The organism is Flagellimonas sp. 2504JD4-2, assembly GCF_053642935.1.
Window position 1 is genome coordinate 252,266 of record NZ_JBSIOV010000002.1, and the last position, 20,598, is coordinate 272,863.

Annotated in this window: 23 protein-coding genes; 14 read left to right on the forward strand and 9 right to left on the reverse strand. The window is 40.4% G+C overall.

The window, feature by feature from the left end; genetic code table 11:
• Positions 1-23 precede the first annotated feature (23 nt).
• The 5 genes from ACULLH_RS07855 (at position 24) to ACULLH_RS07875 (ending at position 4,253) form a co-directional block, all read left to right on the forward strand.
• Positions 24-1,244, forward strand: coding sequence for a bifunctional alpha/beta hydrolase/OsmC family protein (locus tag ACULLH_RS07855; RefSeq protein ID WP_454088191.1), 1,221 nt, complete (start codon positions 24-26; stop codon positions 1,242-1,244).
• A 419-nt stretch (positions 1,245-1,663) separates the two neighbouring features.
• Positions 1,664-2,245: a superoxide dismutase family protein gene (locus ACULLH_RS07860; RefSeq protein ID WP_454088192.1), complete on the forward strand. Its 582-nt coding sequence runs from the start codon at positions 1,664-1,666 to the stop codon at positions 2,243-2,245.
• A gap of 87 nt (positions 2,246-2,332) precedes the next feature.
• Positions 2,333-2,689 (forward strand): nuclear transport factor 2 family protein, encoded by a 357-nt coding sequence (locus ACULLH_RS07865; RefSeq protein WP_454088193.1) that lies wholly within the window; start codon positions 2,333-2,335, stop codon positions 2,687-2,689.
• Positions 2,690-2,798: 109 nt separating this feature from the next.
• Positions 2,799-3,170 carry a VOC family protein gene (locus ACULLH_RS07870; RefSeq protein WP_454088194.1) on the forward strand — a complete coding sequence of 124 codons (372 nt, stop codon included), beginning with the start codon at positions 2,799-2,801 and terminating at the stop codon, positions 3,168-3,170.
• Positions 3,171-3,245: 75 nt separating this feature from the next.
• On the forward strand, positions 3,246-4,253 hold the full coding sequence (locus ACULLH_RS07875) for a GNAT family N-acetyltransferase (protein ID WP_454088195.1): 1,008 nt from the start codon (positions 3,246-3,248) through the stop codon (positions 4,251-4,253).
• An 84-nt stretch (positions 4,254-4,337) separates the two neighbouring features.
• On the opposite strand, the gene ACULLH_RS07880 is transcribed toward ACULLH_RS07875, so the two are convergent.
• The gene (locus ACULLH_RS07880) at positions 4,338-4,985 is read right to left on the reverse strand and encodes an OmpW/AlkL family protein (protein WP_454088196.1); all 648 of its coding nucleotides are present in this window, start codon (positions 4,983-4,985) and stop codon (positions 4,338-4,340) included.
• A 191-nt stretch (positions 4,986-5,176) separates the two neighbouring features.
• Here ACULLH_RS07880 and ACULLH_RS07885 point away from each other — a divergent pair, with 191 nt between their 5' ends.
• Together ACULLH_RS07885 and ACULLH_RS07890 are read left to right on the forward strand one after the other, a co-directional pair.
• Positions 5,177-5,716, forward strand: coding sequence for a mechanosensitive ion channel domain-containing protein (locus ACULLH_RS07885; protein WP_454088197.1), 540 nt, complete (start codon positions 5,177-5,179; stop codon positions 5,714-5,716).
• Positions 5,717-5,783: 67 nt separating this feature from the next.
• Positions 5,784-6,968, forward strand: a complete 1,185-nt coding sequence (locus ACULLH_RS07890) for an LETM1-related biofilm-associated protein (protein ID WP_454088198.1) — start codon at positions 5,784-5,786, stop codon at positions 6,966-6,968.
• Positions 6,969-7,064: 96 nt separating this feature from the next.
• On the opposite strand, the gene ACULLH_RS07895 is transcribed toward ACULLH_RS07890, so the two are convergent.
• From ACULLH_RS07895 to ACULLH_RS07930, 8 genes are all read right to left on the reverse strand, one after another.
• Entirely contained in the window at positions 7,065-7,820 is a 756-nt protein-coding gene (locus ACULLH_RS07895; protein ID WP_454088199.1) for a LytR/AlgR family response regulator transcription factor, read from the reverse strand.
• A gap of 51 nt (positions 7,821-7,871) precedes the next feature.
• Complete coding sequence (locus tag ACULLH_RS07900; protein WP_454088200.1) at positions 7,872-8,201, reverse strand: 2TM domain-containing protein; 330 nt, start codon at positions 8,199-8,201, stop codon at positions 7,872-7,874.
• On the reverse strand, positions 8,201-8,518 hold the full coding sequence (locus ACULLH_RS07905) for a 2TM domain-containing protein (RefSeq protein WP_454088201.1): 318 nt from the start codon (positions 8,516-8,518) through the stop codon (positions 8,201-8,203). The genes ACULLH_RS07900 and ACULLH_RS07905 overlap by 1 nt, the downstream gene beginning before the upstream one ends.
• Positions 8,509-8,811 (reverse strand): 2TM domain-containing protein, encoded by a 303-nt coding sequence (locus ACULLH_RS07910; protein WP_454088202.1) that lies wholly within the window; start codon positions 8,809-8,811, stop codon positions 8,509-8,511. Before ACULLH_RS07910 ends, ACULLH_RS07905 begins: the two co-directional genes overlap by 10 nt.
• 40 nt (positions 8,812-8,851) lie before the next feature.
• Entirely contained in the window at positions 8,852-9,130 is a 279-nt protein-coding gene (locus tag ACULLH_RS07915) for a 2TM domain-containing protein (RefSeq protein ID WP_454088203.1), read from the reverse strand.
• 125 nt (positions 9,131-9,255) lie between these two features.
• Positions 9,256-10,578 carry a 2TM domain-containing protein gene (locus ACULLH_RS07920; RefSeq protein WP_454088204.1) on the reverse strand — a complete coding sequence of 441 codons (1,323 nt, stop codon included), beginning with the start codon at positions 10,576-10,578 and terminating at the stop codon, positions 9,256-9,258.
• 2 nt (positions 10,579-10,580) lie between these two features.
• Entirely contained in the window at positions 10,581-11,204 is a 624-nt protein-coding gene (locus tag ACULLH_RS07925) for a tetratricopeptide repeat protein (protein WP_454088205.1), read from the reverse strand.
• Positions 11,205-11,368: 164 nt separating this feature from the next.
• Entirely contained in the window at positions 11,369-12,511 is a 1,143-nt protein-coding gene (locus ACULLH_RS07930; RefSeq protein ID WP_454088206.1) for a hypothetical protein, read from the reverse strand.
• A 271-nt stretch (positions 12,512-12,782) separates the two neighbouring features.
• On the opposite strand from ACULLH_RS07930, the gene ACULLH_RS07935 reads away from it, so the two are divergent.
• The 7 genes from ACULLH_RS07935 (at position 12,783) to ACULLH_RS07965 (ending at position 20,579) form a co-directional block, all read left to right on the forward strand.
• Positions 12,783-15,182, forward strand: a complete 2,400-nt coding sequence (locus ACULLH_RS07935) for a TonB-dependent receptor (RefSeq protein ID WP_454088207.1) — start codon at positions 12,783-12,785, stop codon at positions 15,180-15,182.
• 4 nt (positions 15,183-15,186) lie between these two features.
• On the forward strand, positions 15,187-16,032 hold the full coding sequence (locus ACULLH_RS07940; RefSeq protein ID WP_454088208.1) for a DUF4249 domain-containing protein: 846 nt from the start codon (positions 15,187-15,189) through the stop codon (positions 16,030-16,032).
• A 507-nt stretch (positions 16,033-16,539) separates the two neighbouring features.
• Positions 16,540-17,298 carry a hypothetical protein gene (locus ACULLH_RS07945; protein WP_454088209.1) on the forward strand — a complete coding sequence of 253 codons (759 nt, stop codon included), beginning with the start codon at positions 16,540-16,542 and terminating at the stop codon, positions 17,296-17,298.
• A 116-nt stretch (positions 17,299-17,414) separates the two neighbouring features.
• Positions 17,415-18,413, forward strand: a complete 999-nt coding sequence (locus ACULLH_RS07950) for a DUF3500 domain-containing protein (protein ID WP_454088210.1) — start codon at positions 17,415-17,417, stop codon at positions 18,411-18,413.
• A gap of 71 nt (positions 18,414-18,484) precedes the next feature.
• Entirely contained in the window at positions 18,485-19,237 is a 753-nt protein-coding gene (locus ACULLH_RS07955; RefSeq protein WP_454088211.1) for a DUF3179 domain-containing (seleno)protein, read from the forward strand.
• 12 nt (positions 19,238-19,249) lie between these two features.
• Positions 19,250-19,846 (forward strand): FMN-binding negative transcriptional regulator, encoded by a 597-nt coding sequence (locus ACULLH_RS07960; RefSeq protein ID WP_454088212.1) that lies wholly within the window; start codon positions 19,250-19,252, stop codon positions 19,844-19,846.
• Between the two features lie 94 nt (positions 19,847-19,940).
• Complete coding sequence (locus ACULLH_RS07965) at positions 19,941-20,579, forward strand: DinB family protein (protein ID WP_454088213.1); 639 nt, start codon at positions 19,941-19,943, stop codon at positions 20,577-20,579.
• Positions 20,580-20,598 lie beyond the last annotated feature (19 nt).

Below are 20,598 nucleotides of genomic sequence, written 5' to 3' on the forward strand. Positions count from 1 at the left end.
GGTCGTCTGTAAAACATCTCAACATGAGTTTACAAAAAGTAACCTTTAAGAACGATCTAGGTCAAATTTTGGTAGGAAGATTGGAACTTCCTGCTGATAGCCATCCCCACAATTTTGCGGTATTCGCCCACTGTTTTACCTGCAATAAAAATCTATTGGCAGTCAAAAACATAAGTAAAGGGTTAACATCCAATGGGTTTGGTGTATTGCGTTTTGATTTCACCGGACTGGGGGAAAGTGAAGGTGATTTTGCAGACACCAATTTTTCAGGCAATGTGGAAGATCTGGTTGCTGCCGCGCAATATCTCGAAAAGAATTATACAGCCCCTACCCTTATTGTAGGGCATTCTTTGGGTGGAGCGGCTTCAATTTTTGCGGCCACCGAAATACCATCCATAAAGGCAGTGGCCACTGTGGGCGCCCCTTCCAATCCGGTGCACGTTAAACATCTTCTCAAAAGTGGTATTGAAGAAATCCAAGCTGAGGGTAAGGCCGTGATTAATCTTAGTGGAAGGGATTTCACAATCAAAAAGCAATTTTTGGATGATTTAGAGACCAAATCGCTTCCCGAAACGGCAAAATCCTTGAGAAAACCGTTGCTCATCATGCATTCGCCACAGGATGACACAGTGGGTATCAAAAATGCCGAGGAAATCTATGTATCGGCACATCATCCCAAAAGTTTTGTCTCTTTGGATGGAGCAGATCATTTGCTCTCCAAAAAGGAAGATTCAGTTTATGTGGGCGAAGTTATTGCCGGTTGGGCCAAAAGGTACCTCGCCGATGGTGAAAAAAATGAGGCTCCCTTGAAAACCAAACATCAGGTAGTGGCCAGTTTAAATCATGCTGACGGTTTTACTACCCAAATGAAGGTGGGTAAACATTATATGGTTGCTGATGAGCCTGAAAGCTTTGGGGGAAACGACTTTGGTCCCTCACCCTATGAGTTGGTCTCAGCTGGTTTATCGGCATGTACGGTCATGACTATTCAAATGTATACAAAGCGAAAAGGCTGGGTGGTGGACAATGTTGAGGTCCATACCTCATACAGCAAATCCCACGCTGAGGATTGCCAAAACTGTGAGAGTGATAGTGCCAAAATCGACACTTTTCATCGAGAAATACGATTAACAGGGGATTTGGATGACAAGCAAAAAGCAAGGATTATGCAGATTGCGGATAAATGTCCTGTACACAAAACTCTGCACAGCGAAACACAGGTGATTTCAAAGTTAGTGGAATAGGTATAGGTGTATTGCGACTACCTTCGCATGTATAAAATATCGAAGTAACGCAGCTCCAGCTCTATGGCGGCTTGGTGTATTCTTCGCAGGGCGTTGATATATTCATTATACCCAATTTGCCCTTTGAGCCAAGCTTTCTTTGATTGGTGGTACCCTTTACAAAAAGATTTCCTCTTCTTACAGTAAATAAGAAAATTGATGTAATCTGAAGGTTGTTGAACTAAGGTACTCACCTATTTGGTTTGTTTAATTTATAGAAAATAGTCTTCATACAAAATAACGGGAGAAAGCCAAAAATAGTATTTCGTCGAAGTTTTTTTACCGTTCATCGATGTGAAACCATGGTTTTTAATAAAATAAAACTATTGCCATCTGAACAAATAATGAGTAACTTCACCCTCATCCTAAAAACACTTACAATGAAAAAAATACATGCCATGGCCATGGGACTTATCCTTCTTGGGGCCTTTAGTTGTAAACAAGCCAAAAAAGAAGCGGAGACCACATCGGAGGAGATTGTCGAAGAAATTCAAGAGGAAATTGTTGAGGTAAAGTCCATCAAGTTTTCCATGGAATCCAAAAGCGACAGCAATGTTAGCGGTGAAGTAACCTTTACTGAAGAAAACGGAAATGTGATCATGAAAGCCTCCTTGAGCGGACTTACCGAAGGAGAACACGCCATCCATATCCACGAAAAGGCGGATTGCTCATCTGCCGATGGAAAGTCAACAGGAGGGCATTGGAACCCAACCTTTCAACCTCATGCCAAATGGGGAGCCGAGGGCGGGTATCACAAAGGTGATATCGGAAATTTTGTAGCCGATGCCGAAGGTAACGCAACTGTTGATTTCGCAACCAGTGAATGGTGCATAGGGTGTGATGATGAAACCAAGAACATTGTAGGCAAAGCTGTTATTGTTCACCAGGGCGTAGATGATTTTACTTCTCAACCCAGTGGAGCAGCTGGGGCACGGATAGCCTGTACTGGGATTATTCAATAAAACACATAAAAAGGATTCCATATGGGATCCTTTTTTCTTTAAGCCCATTTAAGAACTAAGGTTAGCTGTATGGTAAACAGACCATGGATGGTATCATTTGTGTTGCTAATTCTATTGGCCCTAGGGTGTGCGCCGGATAGTCAAGAGCTGACCCAAGCGCAAAAAGACGCATTGATTCCGACCATTGAACGCTTCAACAATGCCTTTGCCCAAAGTGATTTGGCAACACTTGACGGATTGGTCACGGACGATTACATACATACCAATAGCACTTCCAAGGCTATAACCAGGGAGTCTTGGTTTCAATATTTAGACAAACGGGATAAGGAAATACAAACTGGCACCTTGGTCATCAAGACTTATGAAATGAGCGATTTGAAGGTTGAATACCATGCCAATTCAGCGATTGTTACTGGTAAGGTTTCTATCGTGTATACCGGGTAAGGAAAGTCTTTGGAAAATGAATATCGAATAACCAACGTATGGGTATTTCAAGATGAAAGTTGGAAACGTGCAGGTTTCCATGATGGAAAAATAAAGTAAAACTATAGATATGAAACTAGGAGCATTCTCAATCAGCTTAGCTGTTAAAGACCTCGAAACCTCAAGGGCGTTTTATGAAAAGTTCGGGTTTACCGTATTTGCGGGAAGCAAAGAACACAATTATTTTATACTCAAAAATGGAAATGCGTTGATTGGAATCTTCCAAGGGATGTTTGAGGGTAATATTCTCACCTTCAACCCTGGATGGAATGAAAATGCAGAGACTTTACCCGATTTTGATGATGTGCGTTCCATTCAAAAACATCTAAAATCAGAAGGAGTAACCCTGACATCTGAGACCGATGAGAATTCCACAGGCCCCGGAAGTTTTACCGTAATTGACCCGGATGGTAATGCAATTCTAATTGATCAGCACATTTAGACCTCTCCCATTTTCTTTATTGTTATAGTTGCAATTGAATATTTCATTATATTTACGTAACTAGTTACGTATTTTATGATGTTAAACGATTTTCTTCCCGAATTAAGACATTTGGGCTTTACGGCACGTATCAAAAGACTAAATGAAAAAATAGTCTCAAGTACTTTTTCACACTACTTCAATCAAGGGCTAAATTTAGAACCCAATTGGCACGTCATTTTTCTTTTGTTGAAGGAAAAAGGCGAACTAACCGTAACTGAAATTTCCAATGCCCTGGGGTTCTCCCACCCAGCTATGATCAAGATAACCCGAAAAATGAAGCATGAAGGTTACTTGGAAACCCACAAAGACACCCTCGATGGTAGAAAAACACTGATACAGCTATCCAATAAAGGAAGAAAAGCATTGCCCATTTTTGAAAAAGAATGGCTTAGAATACAAGAGGTGTTGCAAGAATTTGTGGATGATGACTTTTTAGAAAAACTTACTGCACTAGAACAAAAGCTACATGACCAGAGCTTTGCCGAGCGGTATCAAAACCGTTATGGTAAAACCAATTCAGGACAGCCCTTTATTGTCCGAAATGCGAAACCCCCCGAGCATAAAATCATCGGTCAACTTATGGTGCAGGTTTACGCAGGGCTTGAAGGATTTCCGAAACAGGCCGAGCAACCAGAATATTACAAAACCTTAGCGAATATTGGTGATTTTACCAAAAAGCCCGGAGTGGAACTTATGGTTGCCGTAACTCCTGAAAATAAAATTATTGGTGGGGTATTGTATTTTGAAAATATGAAATATTATGGTTCTGGAGGGACAGCCCCCCAAGAAAAAAATGCTTCGGGCTTTAGACTTTTAGCCGTTCATCCCGATGGAAGAGGTTTGGGAGTTGGGCGGGCCCTAAGTATTACCTGCATAGAAAAAGCCAAGGAGAAAAATCATAAAAATGTGGTCATCCATACCACGGAATTTATGAAGGTGGCTTGGAAAATGTATGAAAAGTTAGGTTTTAAAAGAGCTGAAGACCTAGATTTTATTCAAGTGGAGCTCAAAGTTTATGGATTTCGATTAAAAGTGAAATAGTTCTTTTAATCAATGGTATCACAAAAAGAACGGCCTGATTGCACAGGCCGTTCCTTTCATCAACTAAAAATCAATACTCAAAAATTAAAGCTTAACCCCTACTCCGAAACCAATGATCCATGGATTTATATCCACATCAGCTACCACAGTTGCGCCAAGTGCCGTGGTGGCATTTACGGTGGCATCGGTATTCAGAAATAGTTTTTTCACATCAACATTCAAGAACCATTTATCGTTGAGCATAAAATCGAATCCACCCTGCAAGGCGTATCCAATTGCTGTATCGTAGTCCACATCGTCTGCAACGGGGCCCTCATCAACCCCATAGAACAATGTCAAATTCAATCCGGCTCCCAAATAGGGAACAAGGTCCCCACCGGTAAAATGATATTGCCCGGTCAAGGTTGGTGGAAGTAACCATACATGTCCCAAATCTATATCACCTGCCGAAGTTTCTACAGCCTCCACATCGTGTTTGGCGGTGGCCAAAATCAGTTCCAAGGACCAGTTCTCATCAAAGAAATAAGAAATATCCAATTCCGGAACCACGGTGGTGGAAATCGAAGCATCTCCTCCAATTGCTTCAATATCCGCGCTCTCATCAGGAGTCACCACAATTCCCCGCAGCCTAAACTGCCAAGGGCTTCCATCATTATCCGTAGTATCTTGTGCAGTAGCCCAGTTTGCGGCTCCTACCAATACTGCCATTAAACAAATCGCCAGTTTTTTCATTGCCTATGTTTTAAAAATTTATCAAAACTACCTCGGTACTTGTTCGGAGAATATGACCTTTATCATTGTGCCTTTTTTGTTCATTTTTTTCTATTTCGAGACACATTCGGATCATCAAATGGCTAAATCCATTCATTTTTTTCACCCGACCATGGGAAATAGGTAATTTGCAATACGCTAAATGAAAAACTATGGTCGATTTTATGTCTTATAAACAGGAAATCTTGATTACGCTAATTCTGGTAATTGTCATTTTTGGTCTCAATTCCTTAAGCAAAAGGGCCATTAGACGTTTCGGCAAAACAAGTTCCATTGACATCAATAGCCGAAAGATTATTTTCTATTTGAGTAATCTGGTCTTCTATGGCATCGGTATTATCCTGATAACCTTGATATGGGGTGTAAACCTGCAAGAATTCTCGGTTTTCATTTCCTCGGTCCTTGCTATCGTAGGTATCGGATTTGTGGCCCAATGGTCCATATTGTCCAATCTAACGGCCAGCGTAATCCTATTTTTTAGTCATCCGTTAAGATTGGGAGACCGTATACGAGTGTTGGACAGTGATTTTGATTGGACCGGGAAGGTTGAGGACATTAGCGGCTTCTACCTGTTTATGCGGACCGATGACGGGAGAAGAATTACAATTCCGACCAATCTGGTTATTCAAAAGGGCATTGAGATACTCCAACAAGACGGGGACAACGCTCCAATCGAACAGATCGAGTCGTAATTAATAAAAGCTGTCCGCAGAAAAATCCTATAATTTGCTTTATTTTTGATTAGTAAACATTAACCTAATGAACCCTTCTGCTTCCGGTTGGATCAACAAATTTGGGCACCTCGTAAACAATGAACCGGAAGCGTTCACAAATTTTGACAGCCTTTACCAAGAACTGAAGAGAAACGGTTTTGTTTATGGAATTCACATCGACATTCCCCAGTTTATCAGTGTCGAGCATGAACTGACCGAGGATGAAGTTGCCAAGATCAATCTGCTTACCTCCTTATATTTTACCTACAAATTTGAAAAGGATGATACTAATTTCGAACATTTTGTAAATACGGTTTTCGGTTATTATAACTCCCTTGAGGTGGGCAAGATTTCATTCTTGAACAAAATCTTGACGGGAAGTCAAACCGAATCCCAGCTCGAAAAGCTCATAGATTCCCGAATTTATTTAGGTGGAAATGCCTTTAATCGTGCATTTGGCAATAGCCTTACCAATTCATTATTGTATGTTGATGTATTGATTTTTAGAATATATCTCCAAGCACATGCCCCGGTCATAGCGCATGCCCAACTCTTGGAATATGTAACTATCAACATCGCATACCAAGCCTTAAATTCCAAAGAAACCCAAAAAGAAGATGATAAACTGGTTCAACTTTTGGGATCATCGCTTACTTTTTTGGATTTGGAACGAACAAATTTCGACGGAAGCTATCGTGAATTATTGAAAGAAAACTTCACGGAATGTGAAAAAGATTACTTCATGGATATGGCCTGTTTGACCTTGTGGGAAGATAAGTCTTTGGACAGTCAAGAATGGGATTATATTTTGAGGTTGGGAACCGATTTAGACAAGTCCGAAAATGAGGTAAAATCCACTCTGGATTTTGTCCAATTTTTCTTCAAAAAAAACAAATCAAAAATTGGGTATTTAAATGACAAAAATGTGGCGGTTCAATTCTACGAAGGAATGTCAAAAAATGTGGGTAAATTAATTTTACGAAACAGCAAAAGATTGAAAAAAGAACTTGCTGAAAGTAAAGAATTGGTTTCCCTTTTATCCAAATCCGCGACCAAAGAATTGGATGCTACAGAAAGGAAAAAAGTACAAAATCAATTACTCGATATTTTTAAAACCATTCCTTCCTTGGCAATTTTTATGTTACCCGGCGGAGCTGTTTTATTACCTATTTTTATCAAGTTGATCCCAAAATTGTTGCCTTCAGCTTTTGATGACAACCGAGTGGACTAAATTTCGCCAATTTTGGACAAAAAAGTCACTATAAAGAAAATTTATAGTTGTTTTTTACCAAATTTAATAAGTTGAAATTCAGTTTTTTAAATTTCATTATTCCAACCATAACTTAAAGTCCTTAACTCGCTCCCTACTTACAATGATTTCTTGCTCGTTAAAGCGGTTTAACTTGATTTGAAGCCTAGAATTGGTGTATGAAATGATGTCGTTTATATGATTGATGTTCACATAAAATTTTCGGCTGACCCTAAAGAAAATTTTTGGGGACAACTCCTCCTCCAACTGTTCAAGTGTTGTGTCAAGCAAATAATTTCTGCCGTCCGCAGTTGCCGCATAGGTACCTTTGTTCTCACTGAAAAAACATTCAACCTCGTCGGCATTTATAATTTTCAAATGCTGTCCGACCTTGACCGTAAACCGTTTTTTATATTCCCGTTCCAAAGGGTTTACCAGTAACTTTTTTATGTCGTTAAAATCGACCGAAATATTTTGGTTTTCAGGCTTAAAATTTTGATACTTTTTTACGGCATTTTCCAGCTCTTCATCATCGATGGGTTTTAACAAATAATCGATGCTGTTCAACTTGAATGCTTGAAGGGCATATTCATCATAAGCAGTGGTGAAAATTATAGCACTTTTTACCTCGATGATATCGAAAATTTCGAAGGAAAGTCCATCCGACAATTGGATGTCCAGAAAAATTAAATCGGGATGTTGATTGTTATGGAACCATTCGATCGATTCTTCTACCGAATGAAGCATCGTTGAAACCGAAACATCGAGTTCGGATAACAATCTGCTTAATCTTCTTGCCGCTGGCTTTTCATCTTCTATGATTATAACCTCCATCTACTAATGATTACTATGATTAAATTGGTGTTGTTTTCAGTTTGGTACTGTTTATTTATATTTTTTGACCTCTTCTTGGTCTTGTTCCATGATTTTCTTGATCTGTCTTTCCTCCCACTTTTTAAGGAAGGGTAATTTGTGTCTATAGAGCGTAAGGCCGTGTATGACCACAATAATACCCCAGATAGCTACATTGGCGTTTATCCAATCAAAATAATATGCTTCCGTAGGAAACCCATCAGGCATTATTGGAGTCAACCATCCACTTTTAATGAGATAGAAGAGTCCATTGATAATAACAAAGATTTTCAGGTGGTTGTAAAAGCCCTTTAGCTCCTTTACCCGCTTTGCCGCACGTTCGTATTTGTTTAAATCTCTCATCACTTAAATTTATCCATCTCTCTTTTATCCTTTTCAATATACTTTTGGATTTGTCGCTCCTCCCAGTTTTTCCCGAACAGCAAATTAAACCCAAAGGTTTTCGAGGCGTGGAACAGTAACCCAATTCCCCAGGCGCCCAAGGTTATAAAGTGGGGCCACTCCCAAAAATTCTCGGAATGATTGTAAATGTTGATCAGAATAAAGGTGTTGATTACAACATATACCGCTAAATGGATATAAAATCCTTTGATTTCTTCAACCTGTTTCTTGGCTCTTTTGTACTTATCTCTATCAAAATTTTCCATGATTACCTCCATTTTTTTGTTTTTTCATCCTCTTCCATCAATTCCTTGATCTTGCGCTCTTCCCAATTTTTACCGAAAAAGGGATTGAGGTTGAACGTACCAACTGCGTGAAAAAGAATCCCAATCCCCCAACCAAATGCAGCCCACAAAAACCACATATAGCGGAATTCGTTGACTAAATAATTGATCAATGCCAAAGCTGAAATCACCATGATATAGGACCATAGATTGGCATAAAACTTCTTCAGTTCATCTACCCTTTCCTTGGCTCGGATGTATTTAGTTTCCTTATTTGAACGCTCCATTTTTGGTCGGTGTGGGATAATTATTAAATATAGCTATTCGTTAGAATTTATCATCGTTCATAAACTTCTGTATTTTGCGCTCCTCCCAGTTTTTCCCAAGTAGCGGGTGATATCCTGTTGCTTTCATCCAGTGAAAGAACAATCCAATACCCCATCCTACTGCTGGGAATGCGACCCACAAGAAACTCGTGGTTCTGTAGTTTATATAGGCTAAAAAGGGAATGACCAGAAAATAGGTCAACAAATTCCCATAAAAGCATTTAAGTTCTCTTACCTTTTCTTTTGCCCTTCGATATCTATGTTCGTCAAGAATTTCCATATGTTATGTTTTTAGGTGTTTTTTAATTACACCTCAAAATTCCATATAAATAAGGGTTGGTAAAAAAATGGATTCGCGAACTGTTGTTTTAGGTGGATGAATTGTTTCTGAACCTTTGGATGACATTAAAAATCATCCTTATCCATCAGTTCCTGGATTTTGCGTTCTTCCCATCGCTTACCCCAAAGTGGGTTGTAACCGTAGGCTTCCATACCATGGGCAATAACCCCAAAGCCCCAGCCCAAAGTGGGGAAAAACGCCCACAGAAACTCTGTAGTCCTAAAATTGAGCCACCATAAAAAGGGTATCACAATGCAATAGGCCGTTAGGTTGGAATAAAACTCCTTTATACTCTTGACCCTTTCCTTAGCCTTTAAATAACGTTTCTCTTCAATATAGCTCTGTTGGGTTTCTATGACAGAAATCTGCTCGGTAAGCATGGGTAGGCCAACACTGAACTCAGTATTGGTCTTGCTTATACCCACCTCCCGATCTGTTAGGATTCCGTAACGCTGCTTAATATTTTGAAGTCCAACCCCACTGCTCTTTTTAACCACTTGCTTTTCTTGGAGGTTATTCCGCACCACCAACATTCCATCTTCTTCTACTACCTTTAAATGTAAGGGTTTGGAAGATGTAACCACGTTGTGCTTTACCGCATTCTCCAACAGCAGTTGCAGCGACAAAGGGACAATTTTTGCATCCGGCATGCTGCTTTTTTCTGGGATTTCAAACACAATACTGTCCTCAAACCGCATTTTTAAAAGTCGTACATAAGTACGGGCAAAATTGAGTTCCTCATCAACCGTTACCAAATCTTTATTTTTCTGCTCCAGTACATATCGATATACCTTTGATAGCGAAGTGGTGAACTTTTGGGCCTGGTCTTGGTCCTCTTCGATCAAACTTGTAAGCACATTCAAGCTATTGAACAAAAAATGGGGGTCCAACTGATTTTTTAGCGCATCGAATCTAGCTGAAGCCGTTCCGGCGATGATTTTTTGTTTCTTTACCTCTTTCTTTTGAAGGGCCCGATAAAAATAAAAAGCATGGGTAAAAAGCGAGGCTATGATGGTAATCACAATCGCTATGATGTAGGAGTCCATGGTTTCTTTTTCAAGGAATTCAGCAATGGACAAACCCTGATAATAGAAATGGACCAGGTAGCGTAATACGCCAAAGGTGATAATAGTCAAGATAAGGGCCCCGATGGCACCTATCCACAACCGCTTTTTAGGGTCTTTCTCCCAGGAATAGCGGATATTCATTCCATCGTAGTAATATGAGTTGACTGCTGTCAACCCAAATGAAAAAATAAAACTGATCACAATATTACGCCTTATACTTTCAAAAGAATAGTCGCCATCCCCAAAAACAAAAATGCTTAGGACAGCGACGAATACCGTGATTAACAAGGAGACTTTTAAAACCTTGATAAAGTTCTGCATACTTATGACTTACATTGCTCTAGTACCTGCACCGCCCTATCTTTTCCCCATGAAGGGTAGAACGGAGTATCATTGCTAAAATTAGCAAAAAGTTCCAAGGCTCTTTCAACATCTTTGCAATAAGGAGTCGTATCCTTACCAAAATATCTGGCGGCCCCCATGTCCCATTCCGCTTTCGAAAACACCACTCTTGGGTTTTCCGGCGCTAGTTCAAGCGCTTTTTGATAGAGTTGTGCATTCTTACCGGATAAGGTCATTCCATATGTGGCCCCATCGAACGCAATCCATGCAGTGTTTATCATGGCCTCTTGCACCAATAATTCCGGATTTTCTGGTGAAATGGCCTTGGCCAAATCCAAAAACTCTTTAGCTTTTTCCAGCTGTTTGGATAGTTTTTCCAAGTCCGTTACACCAAAGGAGTAGATCGTGTTTATCTGAGCCACGTAATAATAGGGCATCCAATTATCGGGTTCTGCCATGGCAATACGCTCAAAAAGGTTTGCGGCTTCCATAGGTTTTTGATCTTGCCAAAGTTGAAACGCTTTTTCCATACCTTGGGTATACCTATCCTGTGCCGAGACTACCCCGACACAACCAATTAAAATAAGAAGGATTAGTTTTTTCATCACTGTTCGTTTTTTAATTATTTATGGCGCAAAAGTGCCCACGAACTTTGTTTGTGACCAAAAACTGTTACCCAATCGTAGATTTTGATGCCTGAACTGTTGTCTGAAAATAAAAAGTCCGGCAATTCACTTGAAAAGCCGGACTTTAAAAATATAAGTATTGGTTATTGGTTGCTGTAATCCATATAGATTGCCTCTTCAAAAGCCTCCCAATGCGCATCGGTCATTCTACCAGGGGTAAAGAGACATATTCCGGTTGCTCCATTCTTCATGGAACCTGCTATGGCCGTGCCAATTTCTTCAGGCAATAACCCATGATTCTCTGGATCCTTCTCATTTCCTTTCTTTTCGGGTTTAGGGCAAATAAACAATCCACTATAGATTGGAACGCCAGCTTTTGCAGCTCCTACTTCTTCCTTAACAATCTCTCCTACCCATTCCGGTCCTTCCAAATAGAAGTCGTTATAGTTCATAGGATATACCGCATCCAGATTCCATTTATTCCACTCTTGGCGCACCAATTTTTTGGAAATTGACGGACCAGGAAAAACAGCCGCATTTATTTTTTTTCCTTTGGAATGAACCACATCAGCCAAACGGCCCACCATATTGGTAATAAGATCATATCTGAACTGTTTCCATTCGCCAACTTGTGTGGCATCCTCTGCCTCTTTTATGTCTATACCGGTCTTTTCTTTAAAATCGGAAGTACAGTCATCACAATAGCAATAGTCATACGGAGCGTATTCTTTATCCATTACCAAACCATATTTATCCCATAGTCCACGAGCCAAAATAACATCGGGAAAACGGATATAATCCAGGTGAATACCATCTACCTCGGGCACGTCGGCGACACCGCCATATAATTCAGCCAAAAAGTTGTAGGTCCCCTCTTTGCTAGGACATAAAAATTTATAATAGTCCACATAGGCCGGCTTATCGAAGGCGGATTCCCCGTTTCTATTGACTGCGTACCACTCTCTATCAATCTTAGGATTTTCTCCTTGCACCATGGTTGGAATCCAAGTGTGGAATTCCATTCCAGCCTTCTTCACCAACGCTCCAACTCTTTTATAAGTTTCCGGATTCTGCCCACCGTTGTACATAAGTCCGTCCACTCCTTTTTCTTTAAGATCTTTAAACTGGGTTGTCAATTCAGCATCGGTAGCTTCACCAGGTCCACCAATCCATGCGTACACAGGAATCTTGTTCTTTTTGTCTGCGGAAGCAGTGGCTTCAGAATTTTTGGATTTACAGGAAATCAACAGCAAAGTTGCCGTTGCCATTAGGAGAAATTTGTTCATTTTCGAGCGTTATTTTGTTTAGCGGGATATGAATTTAATCAAACTTTATAACCTTACTCATATTCTTAGCTAAATGACACTTCTGCCAATACGAACACCAAAACTTTTGCAAATTTTAAGTTGATAGCTGAGGGAGCAATTCCCAATGTTTCGTTAAAAATACGTCCGGAATGAATTTCTTTTCGATTTGATGCAACCCTTTTTTTTCTCAAATGTCCTTAGGTGGAATAGATCAAAAAACGATTCAATCTAATCTTAAATCAAAAAACAAATGAGGATAAAAAAGGAAAGGCATAGGTCTTTTAGGTTACTTATGGGATTATGTCTTTTAATGGGAATGATTACCGTAAATGCCCAAAACAATTATACCATCAGCGGAAACGTAAAGGACAAGAATAATGGAGAGACCCTTTTTGGCACTTCAATATTTTTAAAGGGTACAACCATTGGAGCGATTACCAACGAATACGGGTTCTACTCCCTTACGGCACCTGAAGGATCTTACACACTTGTTTTCTCCCATTTAGGATATAAAGAGATTTCAATGCAGGTAGTATTGGACCAAAACCAAAAAATTGATATTGAAGTCGCTGAGGTCTCCACACAGCTCGATGAAGTTGAGGTGACTGCCGAAGAACCGGAAAGGGCCATTTTAAGAAAGCCTGAAATGAGCGTTTCCAAACTCAACATAAAAACGGTAAAGCAAATGCCAGTAGTACTTGGCGAAGTGGATGTCATTAAATCACTTCAAATTTTACCCGGAGTCACCAATAACGGTGAGGGATCAAGTGGTTTTCATGTTCGCGGTGGAGCTGTGGACCAAAACCTGGTGTTATTGGATGAGGCCATCATCTACAACACTTCGCATATGCTCGGTTTTTTCTCCGTTTTCAATGCAGACGCAGTTAAGGACCTTAAGCTTTATAAAGGAGGTATACCTGCTAAATTCGGTGGACGTGTATCATCTGTATTGGATGTACGCCAAAAAGATGGTAACAGCAAGAATTTTGCCTTGACCGGTGGTATTGGAGCCATTTCCAGTCGATTGGCGGCTGAAGGACCTATGTTCGGTGACCGGGGCTCCTTCCTTGTTGCAGGACGAGGATCCTATGCCCACCTATTTTTAAAATTGGCAGGTGAAAAGAACAGTGTCAGTTTCTACGACCTCAACCTAAAAACCAATTACCGCTTAAACGATAACAACAAGCTATTTCTTTCAGGATATTTTGGGAGGGATGTTTTTGATTTCGATGGTTCTTTCAGCAGTAGCTACGGCAATGCTTCGGGAAATTTGAGATGGAACCATATTTTCAATGATCGATTGTTCTCAAACCTTTCCCTGATCTACAGTAAGTATGATTATGAACTGGGTATTGAGGATTTTGAATTCGATTGGATCTCGTCCATCAAAAATTACAACGCCAAATACGATTTGAAATATTACTTCAGTGATGCTTTTAAGCTCGATTTTGGAATAAGCACGATCAAGTATGAATTTGATCCTGGGCAAATCAAGCCAACTGGGCCTAATTCTTCAATTAATGAACTGCAACTGGATAAGAAAAGAGCGTTGGAAAGTGCTGCCTACATCAATGCAGAGCATAAATTGACCGATAGATTAACTGCCCAGTATGGTTTGCGATTCAGTCATTTTAACAGAATGGGGGGACAACCATTATCTGAATATGCCAATGACCAGCCCTTGGTTTACAATGAGACCTTGCGATTTTACCAAAGAGCAGACCCCATAGGTGAAACTGTATATAGCAAGAGTGAGAGTATTGAAACCTTCAGTAATTTTGAACCTAGGCTAGCTTTGGCTTATCAAATCAACGATTATTCATCCGTCAAATTCGGATATTCCAGGGCCGCACAATACATTCATTTGTTGTCCAACACTTCATCCGTTACCCCTCTTGATGTTTGGACACCAAGTGGAAAGTACATCAAACCACAATTATCCGATCAGTATGCCATAGGGTATTTTAGAAACTTTAGGGATAAGATGTATTCATTGGAGGTCGAAACCTATTACAAAACCGTGGACAATCGTATTGATTACATCGATGGTTCTGATTTGATCGGGAACAATACCATCGAAAGAGAAATTCTTAATGGTGAGTCCAGAGCCTATGGTCTTGAACTATTGTTCCGAAAAAACGAAGGTCCTTTAACAGGATGGATATCTTATACCCTATCAAAATCGGAACAGCGAACCTTCGGCGGAAATGCAGGTGGTCCGGGCATAAACAATGGAGATTGGTACAACACGCCTCATGACCGGACCCATGATATTTCCATCACCGGAGCATATCAATTAAATGATAAATGGAGTTTTGGTGCGAATGCCATTTTCCAGACGGGAAGGCCTGTGACCTATCCGAATGGGCAATATCAGTACGAAGGCATATCCATCGCATCATATTCCGACCGCAATGCCGATAGATTGCCAGCCTACCATAGATTGGACATTTCAGCAACATATAGGCCGAACAAAAGACCGGACAAAAAATGGAAAGGAGAATGGGTATTTGGGATTTACAACGTGTACAATCGCAAAAATGCCGCTTCCATCTCCTTCGGACAAAACTTTGAAACTGGGGCCAATGAAGCAACCCGGACCGCAATCTTTGGCATAGTGCCATCAGTCACCTACAACTTTAAATTCTAAAACGATGAAACGCATATATAAAATCTTATTTATCACTTTATTGATCGGCATTTCTTCTTGTACCGATGTTATCGAAGTCGATGTTCCCGAAGGTCCGATAAGACTCACCATTGAAGCTTCTTTGGATTGGGAAAAGGGCACATCTGGAAACGAGCAGACCATTCTTTTAAGTACCTCTACACCTTATTTTGAAAGTCAAAACAATTCCGCAGTGACTGGCGCAACAGTGCATGTCAGCAATAACGATAGCGGGGCTGTTTTTACTTTTCAGGATGAAAATGATGGCCGGTATACTACAGCCTCATTTGTTCCGGTAATTGGTAACTCTTACACGCTTGAGGTGGTATATGAGGGTGAGCGCTACACCGCTACAGAGACCATGTTCCCTGTAAGTGACATTTCATCCATAACCCAATCTAGCGAAGATGGCGAGGATGATGAAGCCTTGGAGGTCAATGTCTCTTTTCTTGACCCTGCCGATATCGAAAACTATTACTTCCTACGATTTCAAAGTAGGGTTGACCAATTGCCAGAACTCTTTTATATCAAAGATGAGTTTGTGGATGGTAACGAGGTGACCTTTTACTACGAGAAAATAGAGGACGATGCGGAAAACATCAAAGAATTTGAACCGGGTGACACGGTGGATATTGTTTTATTGGGCATTTCAGAAGATTACCATAATTATCTGCGGCTTCTTGTCGAGCAGTTTGAAAGCGGGGGGAATCCGTTTAGCGCAACCCCTGTGGCCTTGGTCGGTAATTGTATCAACGTGGACAATCCGGATAACACCCCATATGGATATTTTAGGGTTTCAGAAAAAGTAGAAAGCAGTTTTACGTTCGAGTAGTTTTTGTTTTAGGTTGACAATCCCAAAGTTCGAGTTTTCGGCTTTGGGATTTTTTTGTTTCCAATTTGGACTAGAGGTTATCGGAATTGAATATAAAATAGGATACATCTTGTAGGAAACCATATATGAATCAGTCATTTTTCATGAATAAACAGTATTTCCACGTCTATTTAACCCCCTCATTACCAGTTTTTTATTATATTTAGAATACTAGGATATCTTCTTCCCCCTGTCCCACTTTCCTGGTTTATCCCCCACAGTAAAGAACCTTTACTTGCATCCGTGTAGGTTGATATATGCTGTTTGGAATTGAGCAAGGTGTCGATTACCAAATGTGCAGACTAATTCAATATTTATATCAACCTTTAATTCTAAACTTTATGAAAAAAAACTGCAAGTAGGCTGTTCAAAACAGTGATTACTTAATTCCCGCCTGTTCTATGTTCTCCATTCAAATTAGGAAACTTTAATACAGGCTTCCTTTTACTAACTCTTAAATCAATAAAAATGAAAAAGCTATTTTTTACCCTATTGCTGATTCCTTGTGTATTAATGGCACAAGAAAATCAAGAAGGCCCAATGTTCATGAACGTTATGTTGACCGCCCATCCTGCAAAGATTTCAGAATTTGAAGCCGGTTTGGCCGCGCACAACAAAAAATTCCATACGGAAGGTGCTAGCGCAGTAAGCGTATTTTGGATTTCAAGCGGAAAAAATTCCGGTAAATACATCTGGAGTTTGGGCCCTACCTCATGGGCAGCAATGGATGAGGCCAACAATCCCGACGCGGCCCATGCCGCCGATTGGAACGCAAATGTTGCGCCATATTCAAAAGCGTCCATGGAAACCACCTTTTGGAAAAATGACCTCAAACATTCCAATTTCAACAAGAACTTCCAGCTAAAAAATCTGGCCATTTTTATGCTGGATATGAAACGCTTTAAGGAGCAACAATTCATGGATGTTTTGGACAAGGTCTATGAAGTATTTAAAACTAAAGACGGAGACCATCAATGGGGTGTTTATTTTAATGAACTCAACAATATGGACGGTCAAGATATGGTTTGGGTCGATTTCTTTGATAAATCGGCGTGGATGGGAAGAGAAGATAAGTTTCCACAATGGTTTGAAGAAGTTCATGGACCCGGTAGCTTCATGAATTTCCTTACCGATTTTGAAAGCTCTACCAACGGAAGCCAACAAGAACTCTGGATATTCCGAGGAGATTTGAGTGGCGCCAGCGGAGAAGTGCAAGTGAGGCAGTAGATCTCATCATTAAAATAGGAGCTTTCAAAGCTCCTATTTTTTTGTAATGACCATACATAACAAATTACGCCCAAATTGTCCACCACATTTCCAGTACCTTTACTAAAAGCGATGTGATGCATAAAACTATTAGGGCCATTTTAATTTTCAGTTTTGTTGGCGCCATTGGCTTCGGTCAAAGTTCGGTGGCCAATTTCTTTAATTCTCTTAACCAAACACAACGAGACAAAGCTGTGATGGAGTTTAGTGATGGCTCTAGGGAATCTTGGCATTTTTTTCCTGCCTCCATGTTGGATAAAAGCGGTATTTCCTTGGCGGAACTCAATGTCTCCCAAAAAGACTTTTTCCAAACCATGCTAAAAAGCCACCTGAGTCAATCCGGTTATCAAAAGACTTTAAAAATTATTGCATTGGAAGATGTGCTCTTGGAACTGGAGGGAAATGCGAATATGAGGGATTCCGACAAATACCATATCGCCTTCTATGGCAATCCATTGAGTGATCCTGTTTGGGGCTGGTCGTTTGAAGGGCACCATCTTTCGCTGAATTTCACCACTGTAGGCAATCATGTTTCCCTTGCACCGAGGTTTATGGGTGCATCCCCTGCCACCATACTCTCCGGAAAACGAAAAGGTCAACGGGTCCTGACCAAAGAAGAAGATTTGGGATTGGAATTGATAAATGCTTTGGATACCAATCAAAAAAACAAGGCTATTTTCCGCAAAACGGCCTTAAGGGAGATTGTTTCTTTTGTGGATTCCGAAGTCAAACCTTTGGAAACAGTAGGAATAACCATGAAAGCCTTGAATCAAGCCCAACAGGAGCTGCTCTGGAAACTCATATACGAATACATTTCGGCCATGCCCGATGAGTTGGCCAAAAAACGAATGGATAATGTGAAGGATGAACAACCCGCAAACATCTATTTTGGATGGGCAGGTGCTACTTCCGCTGGTAAACCTCATTACTACCGTATTCAGGGTAAAAGCTTCCTGATTGAATTTGATAATGTTCAAAACAACGCCAACCATATCCATTCCGTTTGGAGGGATTTTGATGGGGATTTTGGAAGAGATCTTATTCGGGAACACTATCAAAATTCAAATCATCATTGAGCAATAGATGATTTGATGGTCATTAGTTTAACGGTTGGTTTTTGTAACTTTCTACAATAAATCAATCCAAGATGAGAACAACCTTTACTTTTATATTCATCCTCTGTGCTTTTACTGGGCTGTCACAAAGACCAAGTGCTTTGGAAAACGGTAAATTTTTTGACAAGGATGGAAGCAAGGTCCTGTATGGTGGCGAAAGTGATTCACAACATTTTATCATAGATAATCTCGACCTAAAACCTGCACAATTTCATTATGGAATTGGTCGTGAACGTTTTCCGGCACTATTGAAACCAGAATTTCAGACCATTCAAGAAGCAGATGCCTCCTGGACACCGGAAAGTCGATTTTTGCTCGCCAAAAAGGGAAATGAAATCAAAGCTTATTCCGTAGCGGACCTGACTCGACACGAAGTGGTCAATGATATGTTGGACGGAGAACCAATTTTTGCAGCCTATTGCATTTTGGCCGATTTGGGGGCAATCTATAAACGAACCTATGCGGACAAAGTGTTCACCTTCGCACTTAGCGGGTATACCTATTTTGATCCCAAAGTATGGGATGGCCTTGATGGTTTTGTACTTTGGGACAGAGAAACTGAAAGTCTGTGGTGGCCCCTAATCGACAAAGCGGTATCAGGCTCACTAAAAAATGTAAAGCTTCAAAAACTGGAAGATACTTTTTGGGAAGATACCACATGGGGGAACATACGGGAAAATTATCCAAACGCCCAGGTCATGAAATCGGGCTTAGACTACGAACGCCCAAAAACATGGAAACGATATGATGATGTCTCGGATATCGTTAAAAAATATGCTAACTGAATTTTTTTAGGCTTGTACATTCCACATTACTACAAAAATGAAAATGTTGACGAGGTCAAAACATTTTTAAAAGAAAACAGCTTCGGTATCTTGGTCAATCAGGTCGATGGTAAACCTTGGGCCACCCATATTCCGTTGGAATTGGATCAAGATGATAAAGGAAACGATGTCTTGGAGGGGCATATCTCCAAGGCCAATCCACAATGGAAGGCCTTTGAGGCATCCAACGAGGTTTTATGCATTTTTAATGGGCCTCACGCCTATGTGTCCTCCTCTTGGTACGAAGAAGAAGAGGTGCCGACTTGGGACTACATTGCTGTTCATGTATATGGGAGGTTGAAGGTTTTGAATGATGAGGAAACCATGGAATCCCTGCATAAATTGGTAGAGAAGTACGAGAAGGGTTCTAAAAACCCCATTTCGCTCAATGATATGTCTCCCAAAACACTGAGACAAGTAAAAGGTGTGGTTGGTTTCCAAATTCAGATTATGGATATTCAAGCGGCCTATAAACTTTCGCAGACCCGACCACAGGATCATCCTAAAATTGTTTCAGAACTTTCAGAAAGGGAGGATCCCGGAAGCAAAGCCATCTCAAAATTGATTTAAGGCTGAAGATGATCCTTTTTAGCTTTCGGAAGTAGGTGTTTTGTATCTTGTAAGAGATTAAAAAACAACTATTTACCTCTAAAACACCGATTTCATGAAAGCATCAAGAAGAAAATTTTTAGCTGGATCTGCCCTGGTCACAGCCGGACTTACCCTTACTCCTACTTCAAGTTTCGCTAATACAAAAGCGAAAAAAAGCTCAAAAGATGATTTGTATCTTATAGGACCCAAAGAAGGATTCTCACCAGAAATAGGAACTTTACTTTCCACAATGACCATGATGCGCCATTGGGTTATTGGCACAGTCAAAAATCTGACCCCGGAGCAGTTGGATTATCAAATTGATGATGAATCAAACTCCATTGGGGCAATGTTGTTACATTTGGCCGCAACAGAAAGATACTATCAGCTGAACACGTTTGATGAAATGGAATGGGGTTCCTGGAGCGACGAAATCAAAAACGAGTGGGATATTCCGATGTCCATGGGCAAAGCCGGTAGGGAGATAATAAAAGGACATCCTGTTGAGTATTATCTATCCAAATTGGAGGAAGTTAGGGAAATAACTCATCAGGAATTTGCAAAAAGAGATGATAGTTGGTTAGAAAAGGCGGAGCCTTTTTTTCAAAATAAACCCACCAACAACTATTGCAAGTGGTTTCATGTGTGCGAACATGAATCCAATCATAGAGGTCAAATGAAATTTATTGTCAAACGATTACCGAGCGCTTAGCAAACGACAGTTCCACTGA